This is a genomic window from Hallella absiana, from assembly GCF_025457485.1.
GTDB classification, from domain to species: Bacteria; Bacteroidota; Bacteroidia; order Bacteroidales; family Bacteroidaceae; genus Prevotella; species Prevotella absiana.
Map to the genome: position 1 here is coordinate 1 of NZ_JAMXSP010000031.1, position 16,769 is coordinate 16,769.

The 16,769-nt window shown below is 53.0% G+C and carries 10 protein-coding genes; 3 read left to right on the forward strand and 7 right to left on the reverse strand.

The window, feature by feature from the left end; all coding sequences use genetic code 11:
• Positions 1-274 precede the first annotated feature (274 nt).
• Positions 275-493 (forward strand): hypothetical protein, encoded by a 219-nt coding sequence (locus tag NG346_RS12050; protein ID WP_262278960.1) that lies wholly within the window; start codon positions 275-277, stop codon positions 491-493.
• A gap of 336 nt (positions 494-829) precedes the next feature.
• Entirely contained in the window at positions 830-2,695 is a 1,866-nt protein-coding gene (locus tag NG346_RS12055; protein ID WP_262288789.1) for an alpha-amylase family glycosyl hydrolase, read from the forward strand.
• A gap of 196 nt (positions 2,696-2,891) precedes the next feature.
• Here NG346_RS12055 and NG346_RS12060 read toward each other — a convergent pair whose 3' ends face one another.
• From NG346_RS12060 to purL, 3 genes are all read right to left on the reverse strand, one after another.
• The gene (locus tag NG346_RS12060) at positions 2,892-3,467 is read right to left on the reverse strand and encodes a chromate transporter (RefSeq protein WP_154534202.1); all 576 of its coding nucleotides are present in this window, start codon (positions 3,465-3,467) and stop codon (positions 2,892-2,894) included.
• A gap of 3 nt (positions 3,468-3,470) precedes the next feature.
• Positions 3,471-4,010 (reverse strand): chromate transporter, encoded by a 540-nt coding sequence (locus tag NG346_RS12065; RefSeq protein WP_262288790.1) that lies wholly within the window; start codon positions 4,008-4,010, stop codon positions 3,471-3,473.
• 204 nt (positions 4,011-4,214) lie between these two features.
• Positions 4,215-8,027 carry a phosphoribosylformylglycinamidine synthase gene (gene purL, locus NG346_RS12070; RefSeq protein WP_262288791.1) on the reverse strand — a complete coding sequence of 1,271 codons (3,813 nt, stop codon included), beginning with the start codon at positions 8,025-8,027 and terminating at the stop codon, positions 4,215-4,217.
• Between the two features lie 428 nt (positions 8,028-8,455).
• On the opposite strand from purL, the gene NG346_RS12075 reads away from it, so the two are divergent.
• Positions 8,456-9,103, forward strand: coding sequence for a S24 family peptidase (locus NG346_RS12075; RefSeq protein ID WP_262278955.1), 648 nt, complete (start codon positions 8,456-8,458; stop codon positions 9,101-9,103).
• Between the two features lie 90 nt (positions 9,104-9,193).
• On the opposite strand, the gene NG346_RS12080 is transcribed toward NG346_RS12075, so the two are convergent.
• From NG346_RS12080 to NG346_RS12095, 4 genes are all read right to left on the reverse strand, one after another.
• Positions 9,194-9,433 (reverse strand): DUF4248 domain-containing protein, encoded by a 240-nt coding sequence (locus NG346_RS12080; protein WP_206081732.1) that lies wholly within the window; start codon positions 9,431-9,433, stop codon positions 9,194-9,196.
• A gap of 299 nt (positions 9,434-9,732) precedes the next feature.
• Positions 9,733-11,238, reverse strand: a complete 1,506-nt coding sequence (locus NG346_RS12085; protein ID WP_262278954.1) for a hypothetical protein — start codon at positions 11,236-11,238, stop codon at positions 9,733-9,735.
• 58 nt (positions 11,239-11,296) lie between these two features.
• Positions 11,297-14,110 (reverse strand): TonB-dependent receptor domain-containing protein, encoded by a 2,814-nt coding sequence (locus NG346_RS12090; protein ID WP_262278953.1) that lies wholly within the window; start codon positions 14,108-14,110, stop codon positions 11,297-11,299.
• Between the two features lie 214 nt (positions 14,111-14,324).
• Positions 14,325-16,577 (reverse strand): inorganic phosphate transporter, encoded by a 2,253-nt coding sequence (locus NG346_RS12095; RefSeq protein ID WP_262278952.1) that lies wholly within the window; start codon positions 16,575-16,577, stop codon positions 14,325-14,327.
• Between the last annotated feature and the right edge of the window lie 192 nt (positions 16,578-16,769).

Sequence of the window (16,769 nt, forward strand, 5' to 3'; positions counted from 1 at the left end):
GAAAGCCTTCAGGTCATGCCTGAAGGGAATAAGGGATATACCCTTCTTTTTCTATAGATGTGTTACTGTCTTTGGTTAGGCAGCGGCATCTGCCCGCCACGGACAATCCCCCTTGGGCCCTTTATCATTATATCATGAAGGGGCAGCTCCGTTGCGGGGCTGCCCTTTTTTCATGCGCTTCTTAGGGAGGATAAGGCCGGTACTATGTCTTTCTTTTTTAGAATAAACTGCGGTTTATGTTGCACGATTCAAAGATTATGCTTATCTTTGCCATATGGTAACACAAAAAGAGACAAAGGAAAAGGCGAAGACTCGACAAGAGAAGATAGGTGGCTATTTTCTTAATATGTCTCAACTCTCTTTTGCAGGAATGGTCATAGGGGAGATTACGCCTTTATTGAATGAAGATTCCGGCAGTAGTTATGTGGCTATTGCGGGAGGGTTGATTTGTACTGTAGTCTTTGCATTAATAGGAAATAAAATCTTAAAATAAACGCTATGAACGGACTATCATTGATTTTTCTTATAAGCTCTGTTATAGGTATCGGTATACTTATTTGGCTCAACACCAAGAGCGGCAAGAAATGGCTGGGCGGAGAGTAGGTAGCTACAGGACACAATAAGGGGCGGCATATATCCTTTGGGGTATATGCCGCCCCGTTTGTTCTTGTTAAAGATGGGAAGTCTCTCTATGCAAACGTTTACATGTTAAATCACTTCTTGACGTAAATCAATGCAATACAAGTTGCACAGAATATCGTAACTTTGCCACATCTATTATTATACGAAGCAAGCATTACACAAGATTTACGGTAAAAACAGATTTAATATGAAGAAGATTTTCTCTACTTTTGTGGCTCTTCTCGCTGCTGCCAACATGATGGCAGAGGGATGGCCCAGTGGCTATGACGGCGTCATGCTGCAGAGCTTCTATTGGGGCAGCTACACCGAGTCGTCTTGGAGCAGCCTCACCCAACAGGCTGATACACTCTCGAAGTATTTCAACCTGATCTGGGCTCCACCATCGGGCTACCCGTACACCACATCGAACAACATGGGCTACTACCCCATTTACTGGCTCAAACAGAAAAGTGCCTTCGGTACAGAGGCAGAGTTGCGCAAGATGATCAAGACCTTTAAGGATAAAGGTACGGGCATCATCGCCGATGTGGTCATCAACCATAAGAATGGAATATCGAAATGGTGCGACTTTGTCAATGAGAGCGTCACCGGACAGAACACAGGCAAGACCTACTCCGTGACTTGGGACAACACCAACTACACACAGATCTGTAGCGACGACGAGGGTAACACCAACACGGCTTCTGAGGCTTATGGCAAGATAAAAGGCAACAAAGATACCGGTCTCAATGACGGCGGTTGCCGTGACCTCGACCACACCAACGCCACCACACAGAAGAACGTGGAGACCTACGAGGACTTCCTGCTCAACGAAATGGGCTACGCTGGTTTCCGCTACGACTTCGTGAAGGGTTATGCGCCCACCTATATAAAGATGTATAACACCGCCGCCAACCCTACCTACTCCGTCGGCGAATACTGGCAAGGAACTGTCACTGACACGAAGACCGGTGACCATCCCTTCGGTGGCGTGAAAGACTGGGTAGACGCAACAGGTAAGACGAGTGCTGCCTTTGATTTCCCGATGAAATACTTCATCCAGGATGCCTTTGGTAGCAACAACTGGAGTAAGCTTACCGACTATGCCAATGGAAAAACCACATTGATGGGCACTGATGGCTACGCACAGTATGCCGTGACCTTCGTCGACAACCACGACACGGGTGAGCCGCACGATAATCCTTCTCCTTTGCGCGCCAACATTGCCGCCGCCAACGCTTACATTCTCGCCATGCCGGGCACACCATGTATATGGATCAGCCACTGGACAGCTTACAAGACGATCATCAAGAAATGTATTCTTGCCCGCAAACTCGCAGGAGTCACCAATACCAGTACAGTGGAGCAATCCGTTGGCTCATCAGCCGGATACTATGCTAAGGTGAAAGGTACTAAGGGTGAAGTGCTCATCGTGATTGGCTCTCCATCGGTTAGCACCACTGGCTTCCAGTTGGCTTGCGAGGGTGAGAACTTCAAGTACTATGTCTCCAATGGCCTCGACATCAGTGGCATCAAGAGTATCAAGGATGAGGTAAGCAGCTGGAAAGCACCTTCTTTCTGCAAGGTCAACGACGGTGAGATATGCGCCTTCTTCGAGGTACCGAGCTCATGGTCAGGCTATGCAGCTATCAAATGTTGGGCTTGGGATGCCAACGGAAACTACACTGGTGGCAGCTGGCCGGGTGCTACTTGTACGAAGGTCGGTACCACCGATGCAGGAAACGCTGTTTACAAATGGACATGGGATGGTTTATTCACCGGCACGACAGCTTCTACCCCCTCTCACATTATTTTCTCAGGGTGGAGGTCCTCAACAACATTCACGGATACCTATAAAATTGCACAGCAGAACAACCAAACATTCAAGAACGGCAACTACTATGGCTTAAGCACTGTTCTTGGCAACGTTATCGATGCCACTACCGGTATCAGCAAGATAACGACCACAACGAATACCGCTGATGCTCCACTGTATAACCTCGCCGGACAGCGTGTGGACAACAACTATAAAGGTGTGGTGATACAGAATGGAAAGAAAGTAATGAGAAAGTAAAAGCCCTTCCCTAACCCTCCCCAAGGGGAAGGGATGGCAATACCCGAAAGGGCGTATTGCGGTTTTGATGTAGGGGCGGGCTTTATGCCCGTCCTAACTCTCTTGAAGGTAATCTTTTGATATGAGAAAGATGCCATTCGGGAGTTAGGACGGGCATAAAGCCCGCCCCTACGGCGTTACCCCCTGGTTGTACATTTTAGTACAGCAGTACCAGTCCGGCGAAGGCGGCGTAGCCAATCATGCGGATAGGGTTGATGTGGAGCCAGTAGGTACCCACAAACGTAGCGACGAAGAGCGCTACGCTGATAGAAAACTGCCAGGGATTCTCTGCCCAGGACGAGAAGTTCTCCTTATCGAGAAGCATCAACGTAGCGGCAGCAAGCAGGCCGACGACCCCCGGGCGCAATCCTAAAAAGATATGCTGAACCGTCGGCGTATTCATATACTTCATAAACATCCGTGCGATGACGATCATCATGATGAACGAGGGCAGCACGAGCGCAAAGGTAGCAGTGGCTGATCCCAGTGTCGACATCATCATGCCGTAGCCCGCATTGTTTACCGCGGTATAGCCGCAGTAGGTGGCGGAGTTGATGCCTACGGGTCCCGGCGTCATCTGTGAGATGGCGACGATGTTGGTGAACTCTGCCGTCGACAGCCATCCATGGACGTGCACGGTCTCGTTCTGAATGAGCGAGAGCATGCCGTAGCCGCCGCCGAAGCCGAAGAGGCCGATGAGGAAGAACGTATAGAAGAGTTGCAGAAAGATCATAGATTATTCGTTGATGAGATACTTACCGTAGACATAACCGCCCAGTCCCGTGGCGATGATAATCCAGATAGGGTTGACGTGGAGTCCCCAGATGAGCAGTGCCGAGGCAATGGGAATCCAGCAGTTGGACAGGGTGATATGGGCACTCTTGGCCAGTGTGAATGTCGGTGCGGCAATGAGTGCCACCACGGCGGGACGTATGCCGCGGAACATCGCCTCTACCCAGTGCCACTCCATGATGTGATGGAGAAACATGGCGATGGCGAGGATGATGAGAAAGGAGGGTAGGGCAGAGCCCAGCGTGGTGCACAGCGCACCCTTCTTGCCCTTGAGCTTATAGCCGACAAAGGTGGCCATGTTGATGGCGAACACACCGGGACAGCTCTGTGCCACGGCGACGTAGTCGATAAACTCCTCCTTCTTGATCCAGTGGTATTTGTCCACCACGTCCTCCTCGATGATGGGCAGCATGGCGTAGCCGCCTCCCAAGGTGAAGGCTCCGATCTTGAAGAATGTGGTAAAGAGCAGAGAATATGAACTCATCAATATTAGTCGATTAATTTAATATCAAGAATTAGAGAATTGCAGAATTATGATGTTGTCATTCTTCTTTATCAAGAATTGGAGAATTCGAGAATTAGAAAGTCTTTGTGGTTCAATAATTCTTTAATTCTCCAATTCTTGAATAAAAAAAGTCCCTGTCACACGTTCCTTTCGGAGCGTGTGAAGGGGACGAACTATTCTTGTTTATTTCTTGCAGTTCTCAATCCACTTGCGTGCATTGACGAAAGCTTCGATCCACGGCGTGACATCGTCGTTGCGGTGCTTAGCCGGATACCATGCGTTCTGCCAAGGGAAGATGGCGCGCTCGGGGTGCGGCATCATGGCCAGATGGCGGCCGTCGGCAGAGCAGATGCCAGCCACGTTGTAGTCCGACCCGTTGGGGTTGCCGGGATACTCAGCGTAGTTGTACTTTGCTACGACGTTGTAGTGGTCCTCAGGTTCGGGCAGATAGAAACGACCCTCGCCGTGAGCCACCCAGATGCCGAGCTTGTCGCCGCTCAGACTGCCGAGCATCACGCTGTTGTTCTGTGGAATGCTCAGTCCGAGGAACTGGCTTTCGAACTTCTGGCTGACGTTGTGGGTCAGGTGTGCGCGGTGCTTATGCTCCGGGTTGATGAGGTTGAGTTCCACCATCAGCTGGCAGCCATTGCAGATACCGAGGCTCAGCGTGTCTTTGCGTGCATAGAACTTGTCAAGAGCTTCCTTAGCTTTCGGGTTGTAGAGGAAGGCACCAGCCCAGCCCTTAGCCGAGCCGAGCACGTCGCTGTTGGAGAATCCACCGCAGAACACGATCATGTTTACCTCTTCGAGCGTCTCGCGGCCACTGATGAGGTCGGTCATCATCACGTCCTTCACGTCGAAGCCTGCCAGCCACAGCGTGTAGGCCATCTCGCGCTCACCGTTGGTGCCTTTCTCACGGATGATGGCAGCCTTAGGACGTGCAGTCTGCTGAGCGTTGTCTTTCCAACGGTCGGGGTTGAGTCCGAGCGACTCGAAGGTACCCTTGAAGTCCTTGCCGAACTTCATCTCCAGCGGTTGCTTCTTATAGTTGAGATAGCGCTTGCGTGCCATGCCATTCATGCTCTGGTCGCGGTCGAGGAGATAAGAGGTACGATACCACACGTCGCGCAGCGCATCGATGTCGAATTCGTGGCTGTAGTTGCCCTTGACCACGACGATCTTGCGCTCGTGTGGCGTAGGATAAGCGATCTTGGCGTAGCCGATGCCGTTGTCTTCGAGATACTCGCGCAGCTCCTTCTTGTGCTGGTCAGAAACCTGGATGACCACACCGGGGTTCTCGGCGAAGAGCATCTTCACGATGTCGTCGCTCTCAGGCTCCACGTCGTGGAGGTTGACATGCAAGCCACCCTCAGTGTTGGCAAAGGTCATCTCCAGCAGCGTGGTGATGAGACCACCGGCACTCACGTCGTGACCGGCCATGATCCATCCCTTGCCGATGAGCTCCTGCACGGCATTGAAGCAGTCGGCGAAATACTCGCTGTTCTTCACGGTTGGCACGTCGCTGCCGATGCGGCCGAGGCTCTGCGCGAAGGCTGAGCCGCCGAGTCGCTGCTCGTCGAAGCTGAAGTCTATATAATATAAGGAGGAGTTCTTGTCGTTGACAACCACGGGGCTGACGACCTTCTTCACGTCGCTGACCTCGGCACCACTGGTGACGATGACAGTTCCCGGAGCGATGATCTTGCGTCCGTCGGGATATTGCTGGCTCAGCGAGAGAGAGTCCTTGCCCGTCGGCACGTTGAGTCCGAGCTCACAGCAGAAGTCGCTCAGAGCCTGCACACCGGCATAGAGACGGGCGTCCTCACCTTTCTGGCTACGGCACGGCCACATCCAGTTGGCGCTGAGGTTGATGTTCTGTACAGGATAAGGATGGTCGTGGTCAGTGGCGATTGGTGCCCAGATGATATTGGTCAAGCTCTCTGCCACGCTGAGCACACTGCCTGCGGCAGCGTCGGCCATACCGGCCTGCGGAGCGTGCCCCAGTGCTGTGGCGATGCCTTGCTTGCCACGGTAGTCGAGTGCCACCACGCCACAGTCTGACAATGGCAGCTGTATCTGACCCTGCGTCTGCTGGCGGGCTACCTTACCCGTCACCGAGCGGTCAACCTTGTTGGTCAGCCAGTCCTTGCAGGCCACAGCTTCGAGCTGCAACACGCGGTTGAGGTATTCATCAATGTGGTCGGCTGAGTAGGTCACGTCCTCGTAGTGGTGCTCGACGGTCTCGTCGACCATCACGGTCTTGGGCGAGTGGCCGAACATCTGAGCCACGTCGAGGTCGAAAGGCTTCACGCCGTCGCCCTGTACAAAGCTGAAGTGGGCGTCACCCGTAGTCTTACCGACGACATACAGCGGGGCACGCTCGCGCTCAGCGATCTTCTCCACGTGCTCAAGGTGCTTCTCGTCGATGAGCAGTCCCATGCGCTCCTGGCTCTCGTTGGCGATGATCTCCTTGGCAGAGAGTGTCTTGTCGCCGATAGGCAGCTTGGTCATGTCGATCTCGCCACCGCAGTCCTCGACAAGTTCAGAGAGGCAGTTGAGGTGACCGGCGGAGCCGTGATCGTGGATGGAGACTACCGGGTTGACGTCTTCCTCGACGAGGGCACGTACGAGGTTATAGGCACGCTTCTGCATCTCAGGGTTGGCGCGCTGCACAGCGTTGAGCTCGATGCCGTTGCTGTATCGGCCGGTATCTACCGACGAAACGCTACCGCCACCGAGACCGATGCGATAGTTGTCACCGCCGACGACGACGATGTCGTTGCCGGTCTGTGGCTCCTTCTTCAGGCAGTCGCGCTTCTTGCCGTAGCCCACACCGCCGGCGAGCATGATCACCTTGTCGTAGCCATAGACCTCACCGGCCTGCTCGCCCTCGACAGGCTTGCCGTCGGCTGTGGTGGCGGTGTCGCCCGTGGTGCTCTGATACTCAAAGGTCAGCAGCGAACCGGTGATCAGCGGCTGGCCGAACTTATTGCCGAAGTCCGAGGCACCGTTGGAAGCCTTGATGAGGATCTGCTCCGGTGTCTGATAGAGCCATGGACGTGGTGCGATCTTGTCCTCCCAGTCGCGTCCAGCTGTGTCGTTGTCGGTCTTCAGACGCGGGTAGCTGGTCATGTAGACCGCCGTACCAGCGATAGGCCATGAGCCTACGCCACCGCCCATACGGTCGCGGATCTCACCGCCCGTACCCGTAGCGGCACCGTTGAACGGCTCCACCGTGGTGGGGAAGTTGTGAGTCTCGGCTTTCAGCGAGATGACGCTCTCGATAGGCTTCACGCGGAACCAGTCGCTCGTGCTCTGGTCTTCCGGTGCGAACTGCTCGATCTCGGGTCCCTGTGCGAAGGCCACGTTGTCCTTATAGGCCGAGAGGATCTTTCCCGGATTTTCTTTCGTGGTCTTCTTGATGAGTGCGAAGAGGCTCGAGGGACGCTCCTCGCCGTCGATGACAAACGAGCCGCCGAAGATCTTGTGACGGCAGTGCTCAGAGTTGATCTGTGCGAAGCCGAAGATCTCGGAGTCGGTCAGTGGGCGTCCGTTTTGCTTTTCTATCTTATGGAGATATTCGATTTCCTCAGGACTCAGCGCGAGGCCCTCCTCCTCGTTGTACTTCTCGATGTCGTCGACGTGCTTGATGGGCTCAGGCTCGTGGTTGACGGTGAAGATAGTCTGGTCCAGACCTTTGTACATACGCTGGAGCATGGGATCGTGCTCGGCGTCCTCGCTTTTGACGGGGAAGTACTCCTCAATACGCGAAATGCCGGTGAGACTCATGTTTTGCGTGATCTCAACGGCATTTGTGCTCCATGGTGTAATCATTTCGCGGCGTGGTCCGACGAAGAAGCCGTCCAGCTTCTCGTCGCTGAGCATCTCGGCGTCGCCGTAGAGCCAGCATAGTTCCTGCTTCTCCTGTTCACTGGGCTGGTGGTCCATCTCAGTGGCAATGACAGTCTCCTTCGGAGTCTTAAAGAAAAGAATCATAGTCTCTCTAAAGTTTTATATGAAAGATGTGTAATATTACAAGTGCAAAGATACAAGAAATTATCCATAAATCACAATCTGACGATTCAATTTTTAGGGTTGTAGTATGTATTTCTCCGGTTTTTCTATATCCTATTCTATAAATGTATCAGCAATTTCTCTGGAAGCAACAGTTTTGGTGACAAGCTTTTGTAAAGTTCGTAGAGGTCTGTATCACTGGTGGAATTGTACCGCCCCCTCCCTTTGGGAAGGGTGGGGCTCTCCACAACGTGTCTATATATAATATGGTGTATAAAGCTAAATAAAGTGTGCTTTTCTTTGTTAATAATAGATTATTTACTATCTTTGCAGGTGTAAATAATCAGCAAGAAAGCGTATAGACGCCGATATGGCATGTTTATGCTTTGGAATATTAATTTTCTACAGCCATGAGAATAGCAAAATACGACTATGAGGCGATGCCGCGGGAGACGCGCAACCTCTATCTGTTGATGATGGACAAGACCGCGGGCGGTCAGACCGCCTTTGCCCAGGAGATTGGCGTGCGCCAGCAGACACTCACGCGGCTTTTCCGTCCCGACCCACGCAACGGGCGCTATCCTGCCATCAGTCCGGATATCAAAGAGAAGGTCTGCCGACACTATGGCTTGGACCAGTCTTTCTTCCTTGCCGAGACAGAGGGCAGTCTTCGCAACACCGATCAGACACGCCCGCGTATTGACCAGACGGCATCGGCGGGCAAGCTCACCGAGGAGATCGATGTCTCCTACGAGCGTTATCCCGTCATCAAGCAACTGCCTGACTACGACTTCACCATCCTGGTGAAAGGCGACAGCATGGAACCGGAGATCAAGAGCGGCGACGAGCTTGCCTGCCGCGTGGTGACCGATGCCAGCTTCATCCAGTGGGGTAAGGTGCATGTGCTGGATACCGACCAGGGCATCGTGGTGAAGCGCATCTACGACGATAAGGATGGGCTCAAGTGCGTGTCGGACAATCCCAAGTATCTGCCTTTCACGGTGCCGAAAGACCAGTTGCGCAGCGTGTGCCTGGTGGTGGGACTCGTCAGGTTTTAAAACGAAAATCGCTGGAATGCCGCGGCATTCCAGCGATTGATCGTTTTTCGCGTTGGTCAGTCAGAAAGAGACTTCACGAGTGTTTCTCGGTTAAGGCTCGCCAAGATAGTAGAAGATCCATTTGACTTGCGCCGGGGTGAATGTGCGTTGATGACCGGTGTAGCCAAGGTCCTGCAGTCGTTTCAGCAGGTCGGGACAATGCTCTGTCCATTGCCTGAGCTTTCTCCATGCGGCTCCGGGAGTGTCCTGTGGGCAATACATCATGGCGAGTTCCGTGCGTCCGTATGCCCGAGCCTTCATTTCTGTTTCTGTCTTAGTTGGTTCAATCATGCTTTTTTGTGTTGAATAGTATTAAATGGTTGTTGTTGATAACTCTCTTCGTTCATATCCTTGCTTTTGTATGTTTTTGATTTGTCGCTGTGTATGGTTGTAGAGAAAGGTGATGCAAAGATATAAAAAGATAGTGAATGTAACAAATAAAAGCTGATAAAAATATCATTTACAAGCGAGATTTTGCTTTTATGGACTTTTTCCCCTCAGAAACAAGAATGTGAAAGGACAAGAACAAAAACGCCCCGCAGTCATCGCGACTACGGGGCGTGGAAAGTGTTCACAAGAGAGATTACATACTAATATTGTGTGTTTTCAGGATCCCAGTTGGCCCATCCGGTAGTCCAGTCCGTACCATCGGCGAAGGCTCCTGCCGTTTTTGAGAGTTGCTGGTTGGCCTCGATGATGCTCTTGATGCCGCTCCAGGTCATAGCCGTCCAGTTGAGGATGCTGTTGTTGTTGGCAGCGAGCGTGAAGAACGAGCTGGAGAACGACGGCTTGGAAGCGTCGGTGGTTTTCGTATTGTAGTCGTAGAGCCCATCGGTGTAGACTTTGTTGAAGTCAGAGCCGGTGATGGTCATGCCGGCGAAGACATTGTTCTGCAGTTTCATCAAGCCTTTCTTGGCAGCGCCTTGTGTGTCTCCTTTCTCGTTGTCGAGGATGATGCCGACAGGCCAGCCGATGAAGACGCTGTTGAGCACGTTGAGGCGCGAGTTACGACGGATGTGCATGGCAGCCTGGAATTTGCCCATTGACGAGCCGTTGCCTGGGTTCATGCCGCCTCCATTGATGTAGTCGGTGGTGTTCTGGAAGTTGGCGTCGAAGGTCTTCGGCCCCAGGATGGTCATATACTTCAGTGTAGCGGTCGTGTAGGGCTCTGCCGTAGAACCGCTGGCATTGTTGTCGCTTTCGAAGCTGTTGCTCTGTGAGGCATCAGCAATTTTGGAGTCGCGGACGCTTAGCCCATAGGTTACGCTGCCGGCGAATCCGTTGTCGGTGTCGAAGTCATCGTCCCATCCGCGGTAAGCGATGAGGTGCTGGCAGTTCACCGTGCCACCGAACCACTCGTAGGAGTCATCATTGGAGTAGCTCACCTGCACGTGGTCGATGGTCGTTCCGGCTCCCACGGATCCGAGAGTCAGACCATTGATCTCCTGGTCTTTTTGGAAAGGATAGCCAGCGAACTCAATGCGCACATACTCCAGGTCGCCAGAGTTGTCGTTGGCATCAGTGCCTCCGTGCTTGGTGCGGGGACCTCCCTCGATCTGCTGGTTGAGCACGCCGTTGTTGTTAGGAGCCTTTCCGCAGAGGATGATGCCGCCCCAGTCACCGGGCTTCCGGCTACCGGCAGCCATCTCCGAGGTGAAGACGATAGGGCTTGTCTGTGTGCCTTTGGCGATGAGCTTGCCGCCCGGCTCGGCGATGAGGGCAGCCTTGGTGTCCTTGTCGCCCTTGATGACGGTGCCCGGCTCGATGGTCAGTTCAGCACCGTCAGCGATGTACACCCATCCTTTGAGCAGGTAGGTGCCTTTCTTAATAGTCTGCTTGCCCTTAAAGACGAAATTCTGGTCGCCGTTGCCGATGACGACACCATTTGCATCGTCCTTGCCGTTGTCGTCGAAGAGAATGTGGTCGCAGGCCTTGAAGCCACCGTCGGTGGACCAGTTGTAGACGACAGACGTTCCGCCGTTGTTGCCGCCGTTGTTGCTGGCGCCATTGTCGTCGTTGTCACTGCTGCACGCTGTCATCGAGGCAGCGAGGGCCAGGATGCCCATGCATCCTAAAAACATCTTTGTTGTTTTCATCTTATTGTTGTTAAGAGTGATTATTGTTCCTTTATAGTTTCGCAAGTTGCTATAGACTCTATAGCTTGAATGTCACCGTGGCCTGCAGGTTGCGCCCGGGCTTGTAGCGTCGGGTGACCTCCTGGACTTTCTTGCTGCTGCCGCCTACGCTCACCGTAGTGAACTGTTTGAAAGTGATGTCTTGGTTGAGCAGGTCGCGGGCGGCGAGCTTCAGCTCCACATGTTTGCCGAAGCGCTTGCTGACGGTGAGATCAAAGGCATCGCGCGGCATCTCGTAGCTGTTGGGCACTTTGACGTTTTTGTCCATGCCTTCGGAACGCCCCACACCTACGATGCGTTTGCCGATGCGGTTGTAGAGCAGTGCGATGTCGAGGTCGAGTGGTTGGCTTTTGTAGAAGAGTCCCGTGTTGACGAGGTAGGGTGACTGTCCCTGCATGGCGCGACTTTCCTCATTGCTGCCCGGCTCAAAGTTGACGCGGCTATGGATGAGTGAGCCGTTGAAACTCCAGTTCAGGTCAGGCAGTCCCATGAATGCGAGGTTCTTGCGGATGTCGAGCTCCAAGCCGTAGTTGTTGGCTGAGCGGGCATTGGCATAGGAGTAGATGACATCGGTGCCGCCCGCCATGGTATAGACCCACTCGATGGGCGAGTCGAAGTGCTTGTAGAAGGCTGCTAAAGATATCATCTCGCCGCGACTGGGATACCACTCATAGCGCAGGTCGAGGTTGTCGATATAGCAGTTCTTCAGGTTGAAGTTACCCTCTACGTTGCTCGCCAGGTCGAAGTCGTAGTAGACTGATGGAGAGACCTCGCGAAACTCCGGGCGGTTGACGCTGCGGCCATAGCTGAGCCGGATTTGGTTTTTCTCGTCGATCTTATAGGTGGCGTTAGCAGATGGGAAGAGGTCGCTGTGACGATAGTAGTGGCTCTCGTGGCTCGTCTCATAGGATTTGCTGTTGGAGATGAGTTCCATCTGGTTGTATTCAAAGCGGACACCGGCATGGATATCCAGTCTGCCAAAGGGGAGAGCAGCACTGACATATCCAGCCCCCAGTGTGTTGTGTCCGCTGTAGTCGTTGATCTTGTTGACATCTTCGAGCAAGTAGAGCTTGTCGGCACCGTAGTTGTCGGCATTGCTCAGCAGGCTTGTCATCTCCATCGAGCGGAATCCGCTGGGCAGGCTGTTGCCTTCGGCGTTGTACCAATACATGAAGTTGCGGGTGGTGTACTTACGGGTGCGGTACTCGCCGTAGGCACCCACCTTCACCTTAGGTTGCCAGTCACCGAAGGCAAACTGATGCTCGTCGTTGACATTGGCAGAGACGATGTGCTCGTCGAGAGAGGTCCACTCGCGCGAGATGTCGTTTTGATAGAGCCACACATAGTTGTCGCTCTTGCTGTCATCCTCGTTGTAGAGGATGTATTTACGACGGTCAGGCAACCGGCGATTGGCATACGCATAGCCGACGCTCCAATCAAGTGCATCGCCACTGAGGGTATGGCGGCCGGTTATCTGACCGGTATAGGTTGTTCTGCTACGATAGTAATATTCTGCCGAGCGTTCGGGCTCGGACTGGGCACTGAGGCCTTCACGCCAGGTGTATCGGTTGTTGCCGATCTGGTTGAAGATGTTCTTGAGCTGGTATTTGTTCTTGCCGCTGGCACTGAGCAGGGTCATGTTGAAGAGTGCGCCGAGACGTACGTTGTGGTTGTACTGGTTGTCGGTGGAGAGGCGCAATGGGTTGGAGCGGTCGTTTGCGGTGTCGTAGGCTCCATAGAAATTGTTGAGCATGTCGCGGTAGACGCGGTACTCGTTGGTGTAGTTCACGGCGGCGATGGCACCGAGCTTTCCGGCGGGCAGTGTCCAGCTATGGCTCCAGTCGGCAGCGAGCTTCAAGTCGCCCCAGGGATGTTGGTTCTTCACTGCCCAGTCGTTGTTGAGGTGGTTGTCCGAGAGGCTGTACATGGTGTTGCCGCCGCTGTTCTTTCCGAGGTTGGCCAGTGTAGCGTCGATACCGCCGTGGAGCGAGCGCAGTCCGTTGTCGAAGCCGAGGAAGTCGGTGCCGCTCTGCTTGGTGGCAAGGAAACTCTTGAAGGCAGACGCACTGTTCCAGTTGCCGCCCACAGAGACGTGAAAGGCATTCTCCAAGGGAATCTCTTTGGTATCGATCATGATGAAGCCACCTGTGTAGTCGGCAGGATATTCCGGCGTCGGAGACTTCACGATGGTGAGGTTGTCGATCTGGTTGCTTGGAATCATGTCGAAAGAGAAGGCTCGCTGGTCGGCCTCACTGCTGGGCACGGCACCACCATTCATCCACACATTATTATATCGTTGGGCCAGGCCACGCACCATGACGAATTTGTCGTCGATGAGGCTCACACCGGGCACGCGGCGGATGACTTCGCCGGCGTTGGCGTCTTGGGTGAGCTTGATATCCTGGGCCGAGATGTTGCTCACGATGACGGGACTGTTTTTTACTTCGAGCACGGCGGCCGTGACCGTATTTCTTCGTTTCACACCGGTCACCGTGACTCCTTTCAGTTGCTGTTCATCAGGCTTCAGCGCGACGGTGAGAACGTCTTCTGCTGCTGAGGCCTTTGAGAGAACCCCGTCAATGGTTGTATTCTTGTACCCCACGTATTTCACCAGGAGGGTGTAAGGCGTGGTGGTCGAGAGATGGTCAAAATGAAATTGTCCGTCGGTGTCGGTGACAGTCTTCGTGTCAGTGCCTTGCAGGCTGACGACCGCACCGATGAGCGGTTCTTTTGTTTTGGCGTCAACCACACGTCCGACGATGCTTTGAGCCTGGGCGGTGGTGGCGGCTATCAGCAGCACGGTGGCTGCTATTCCCCTTTGTAGCTTTCTCATTGTTACTGATTGTATCCTTTCTTTTGTTATCTGTTGCAAAGTTAGCAGATAGATGTTTCCTTTTGATGTCCATGTGTTTACAATGGATAGACGTAAGTACTACAATCCTATGACACAAAAAGCCGTGCCCGGCAGTCTCTGCTGGGCACGGCTACAATGATTACACAATTGTCAAATAAATATGGAAAGGCCCTTTTGGGCTTGAGAGAGTCTGTTAGTTCTCAATGAACTTCTTGGCAGCACGCAGCTGGTGGCGCATGATATTGAGGAACTCATCCGTCTCCTGCAGAATGTTGAGATATACGAGAGACACCTGAAGCATCTGTGTGCCGGTAGACTGCTGGATATGGTCGATAAGTCCTTTGCGAAGTGTTGACAACTCGTCGCGGCAGAGATCAGCCTCTGAGAGAATGTCGCGGTAGTTGTCGTACTTACCATTGGAGATCATCTCCTGCGTCATGTGCATGAGGTCGTTGACCTTTTGGCGAACGGGCTGGAACTCATGGATATATTCCTCGGGTATCGGATTGAAGTTGTTGTCGACATGCTCGCGTACCGGTTCCAGCATACGGCGCAGGCAGTAGATGAACTGTTGGTCGGAGTTGGCGCCGAGGTGGAACCAAGTATTGCGCTCGATAGCAATGTCCTGTGGTGATTTCTTCAGTCCGAGCATTTCCTGACGGCGGTATTTCTTCAGGTTGTCCTGCTCCTTATGGAGAGACTTGCGGCACCGGCCGAGCTCACGTGCGTTTTGTCCGGTGAAGCCGTCCATGATCTTGTTGAACATGTCAAGCGCATAGTGATTCATATTGCATTGCGTGCTGCTCACACGCTTCTGCAGCATATCCCAGACAAGCTCGGGATCACGGGTGCGCATCATCAGGCGGAAGCTGTCCTCGTCCTTGGCCTCCTGTTCTTTCTTCTTCTTGTATTGTTGGTTGCTGTGCCAAAGCAGATAGATGACGAGTGCCATGAAGCCCACTTGCAGTACGATACCGCCATACCACATTGTCAGAGCCACCAGTGAGCAGGTGATGAAGGCTACGCCGGCAGTGATGAACCAGCCACCAATGACGCTTAGCACGCCGGTGACACGGAACACGGCGCTCTCTCGGCTCCAGGCACGGTCGGCAAGACTGGAACCCATTGCTACCATGAATGTCACATAGGTGGTAGACAAAGGCAACTTATGATTCGTTCCGAAGGTGATCAGCATGGAGGCAATCACCAAGTTCACGGCGGCACGCACCACGTCGAAGGCGGCTTTGTCATCGACAAGCTCCACCTCGTTGGCGTTGAAACGGCTGTTGATCCAATTGCGCAGGGAAGCGGGGAAGATATGTGCGACACTCTCCACGCCCCACTGGCAGAAACGGACGATGGCACGGGCTGCCTTGGACGAACCGAACATCTCGTCGCCCTCGTCCTGACGGGCCAGGTCCACGGAGGTCTTGATCACATTTTGGGCTTTCTTGGAAGTACCCATTGCCACGATCATGATGATGCCGGCTGCCATCAGATAGAAAGGAGGAGTCTTGGCACTCTCCATCAACGATTTCATCATGAACGTGTCTACACCGGCACCATGGGCGTTGGCGGCATAGTCCTGATAGGAAGCCAAACCGGCCAAGGGCACACCGATGAAGTTCACAAGGTCGTTGCCGGCAAAGGCCATGGCAAGACCGAAGGTGCCCATGAGCACGACAAACTTGAAGATGTCAACGCGGCACAGGTGCAGGACTTCCATGACGATGGTAGAGCCAATGAATGTATAGATCAGCAGCAGGTTGATGTTGCTGTTGATATAGTCGCGCACGCTCTCACTGACGTAGGGACTGTTGCCGACACCTTTCATAAAGATGAAGTAGGCCAGCACGGTGAACGAGATGCCACCGAAAATGGCAATGGCGTAGCGGCTGTGCTTCTTGTAGTTGAAAGTGAAGACCACACGGCTGATCCACATCACAATCATGCCGACGACAAACGAGATCGCCACGCTCACAAAGATGGCGATGATCACGCTCAGGGCCTTGTCAGAGTTGAGCAGCATGCCATAGTCAAGACTCGGGTCGCCCATGATCTTCAATGTCGAAATCATGAACGCACCGCCGAGGAGCTCGAAGACCAGTGATACCGTGGTCGATGTGGGCATGCCTAATGAATTGAACACATCGAGGATGATGACATCCGTGACCATGACGGCCAGGAACACGGTCATCACCTCATGGAAAGAATAACGGGCCGGCATCATGATGCCGTGGCGCGCAATGTCCATCATTCCCGATGACAGCACGGCTCCTAATACCACAGCGACGGAGGCAATGATGAGCACCGTGCGGAATGTTGCCACACGAGCACCTACGGCCGACTGCAGGAAGTTCACCGCATCATTGCTCACGCCCACGAACAAGTCGAAGACCGCCAAACAGAGCAGGAAGATGACGATACACAAATAAATTGTTTCCATAAATGATAAGTTATATTCTTTTTGTGCGCAAAGTTAATCAGTGTATATTACAAGTGGTTTAAACACATATTACAATAGTGTTCACATGTATTACAATTATGTTACAAATAGAAATTGACTGGCTCTTTTTGTTATATGTAGTATTTGAGTCAAGCTTTTGGAAAAACAAACTGAAGGGGGGAATCAAAAAAT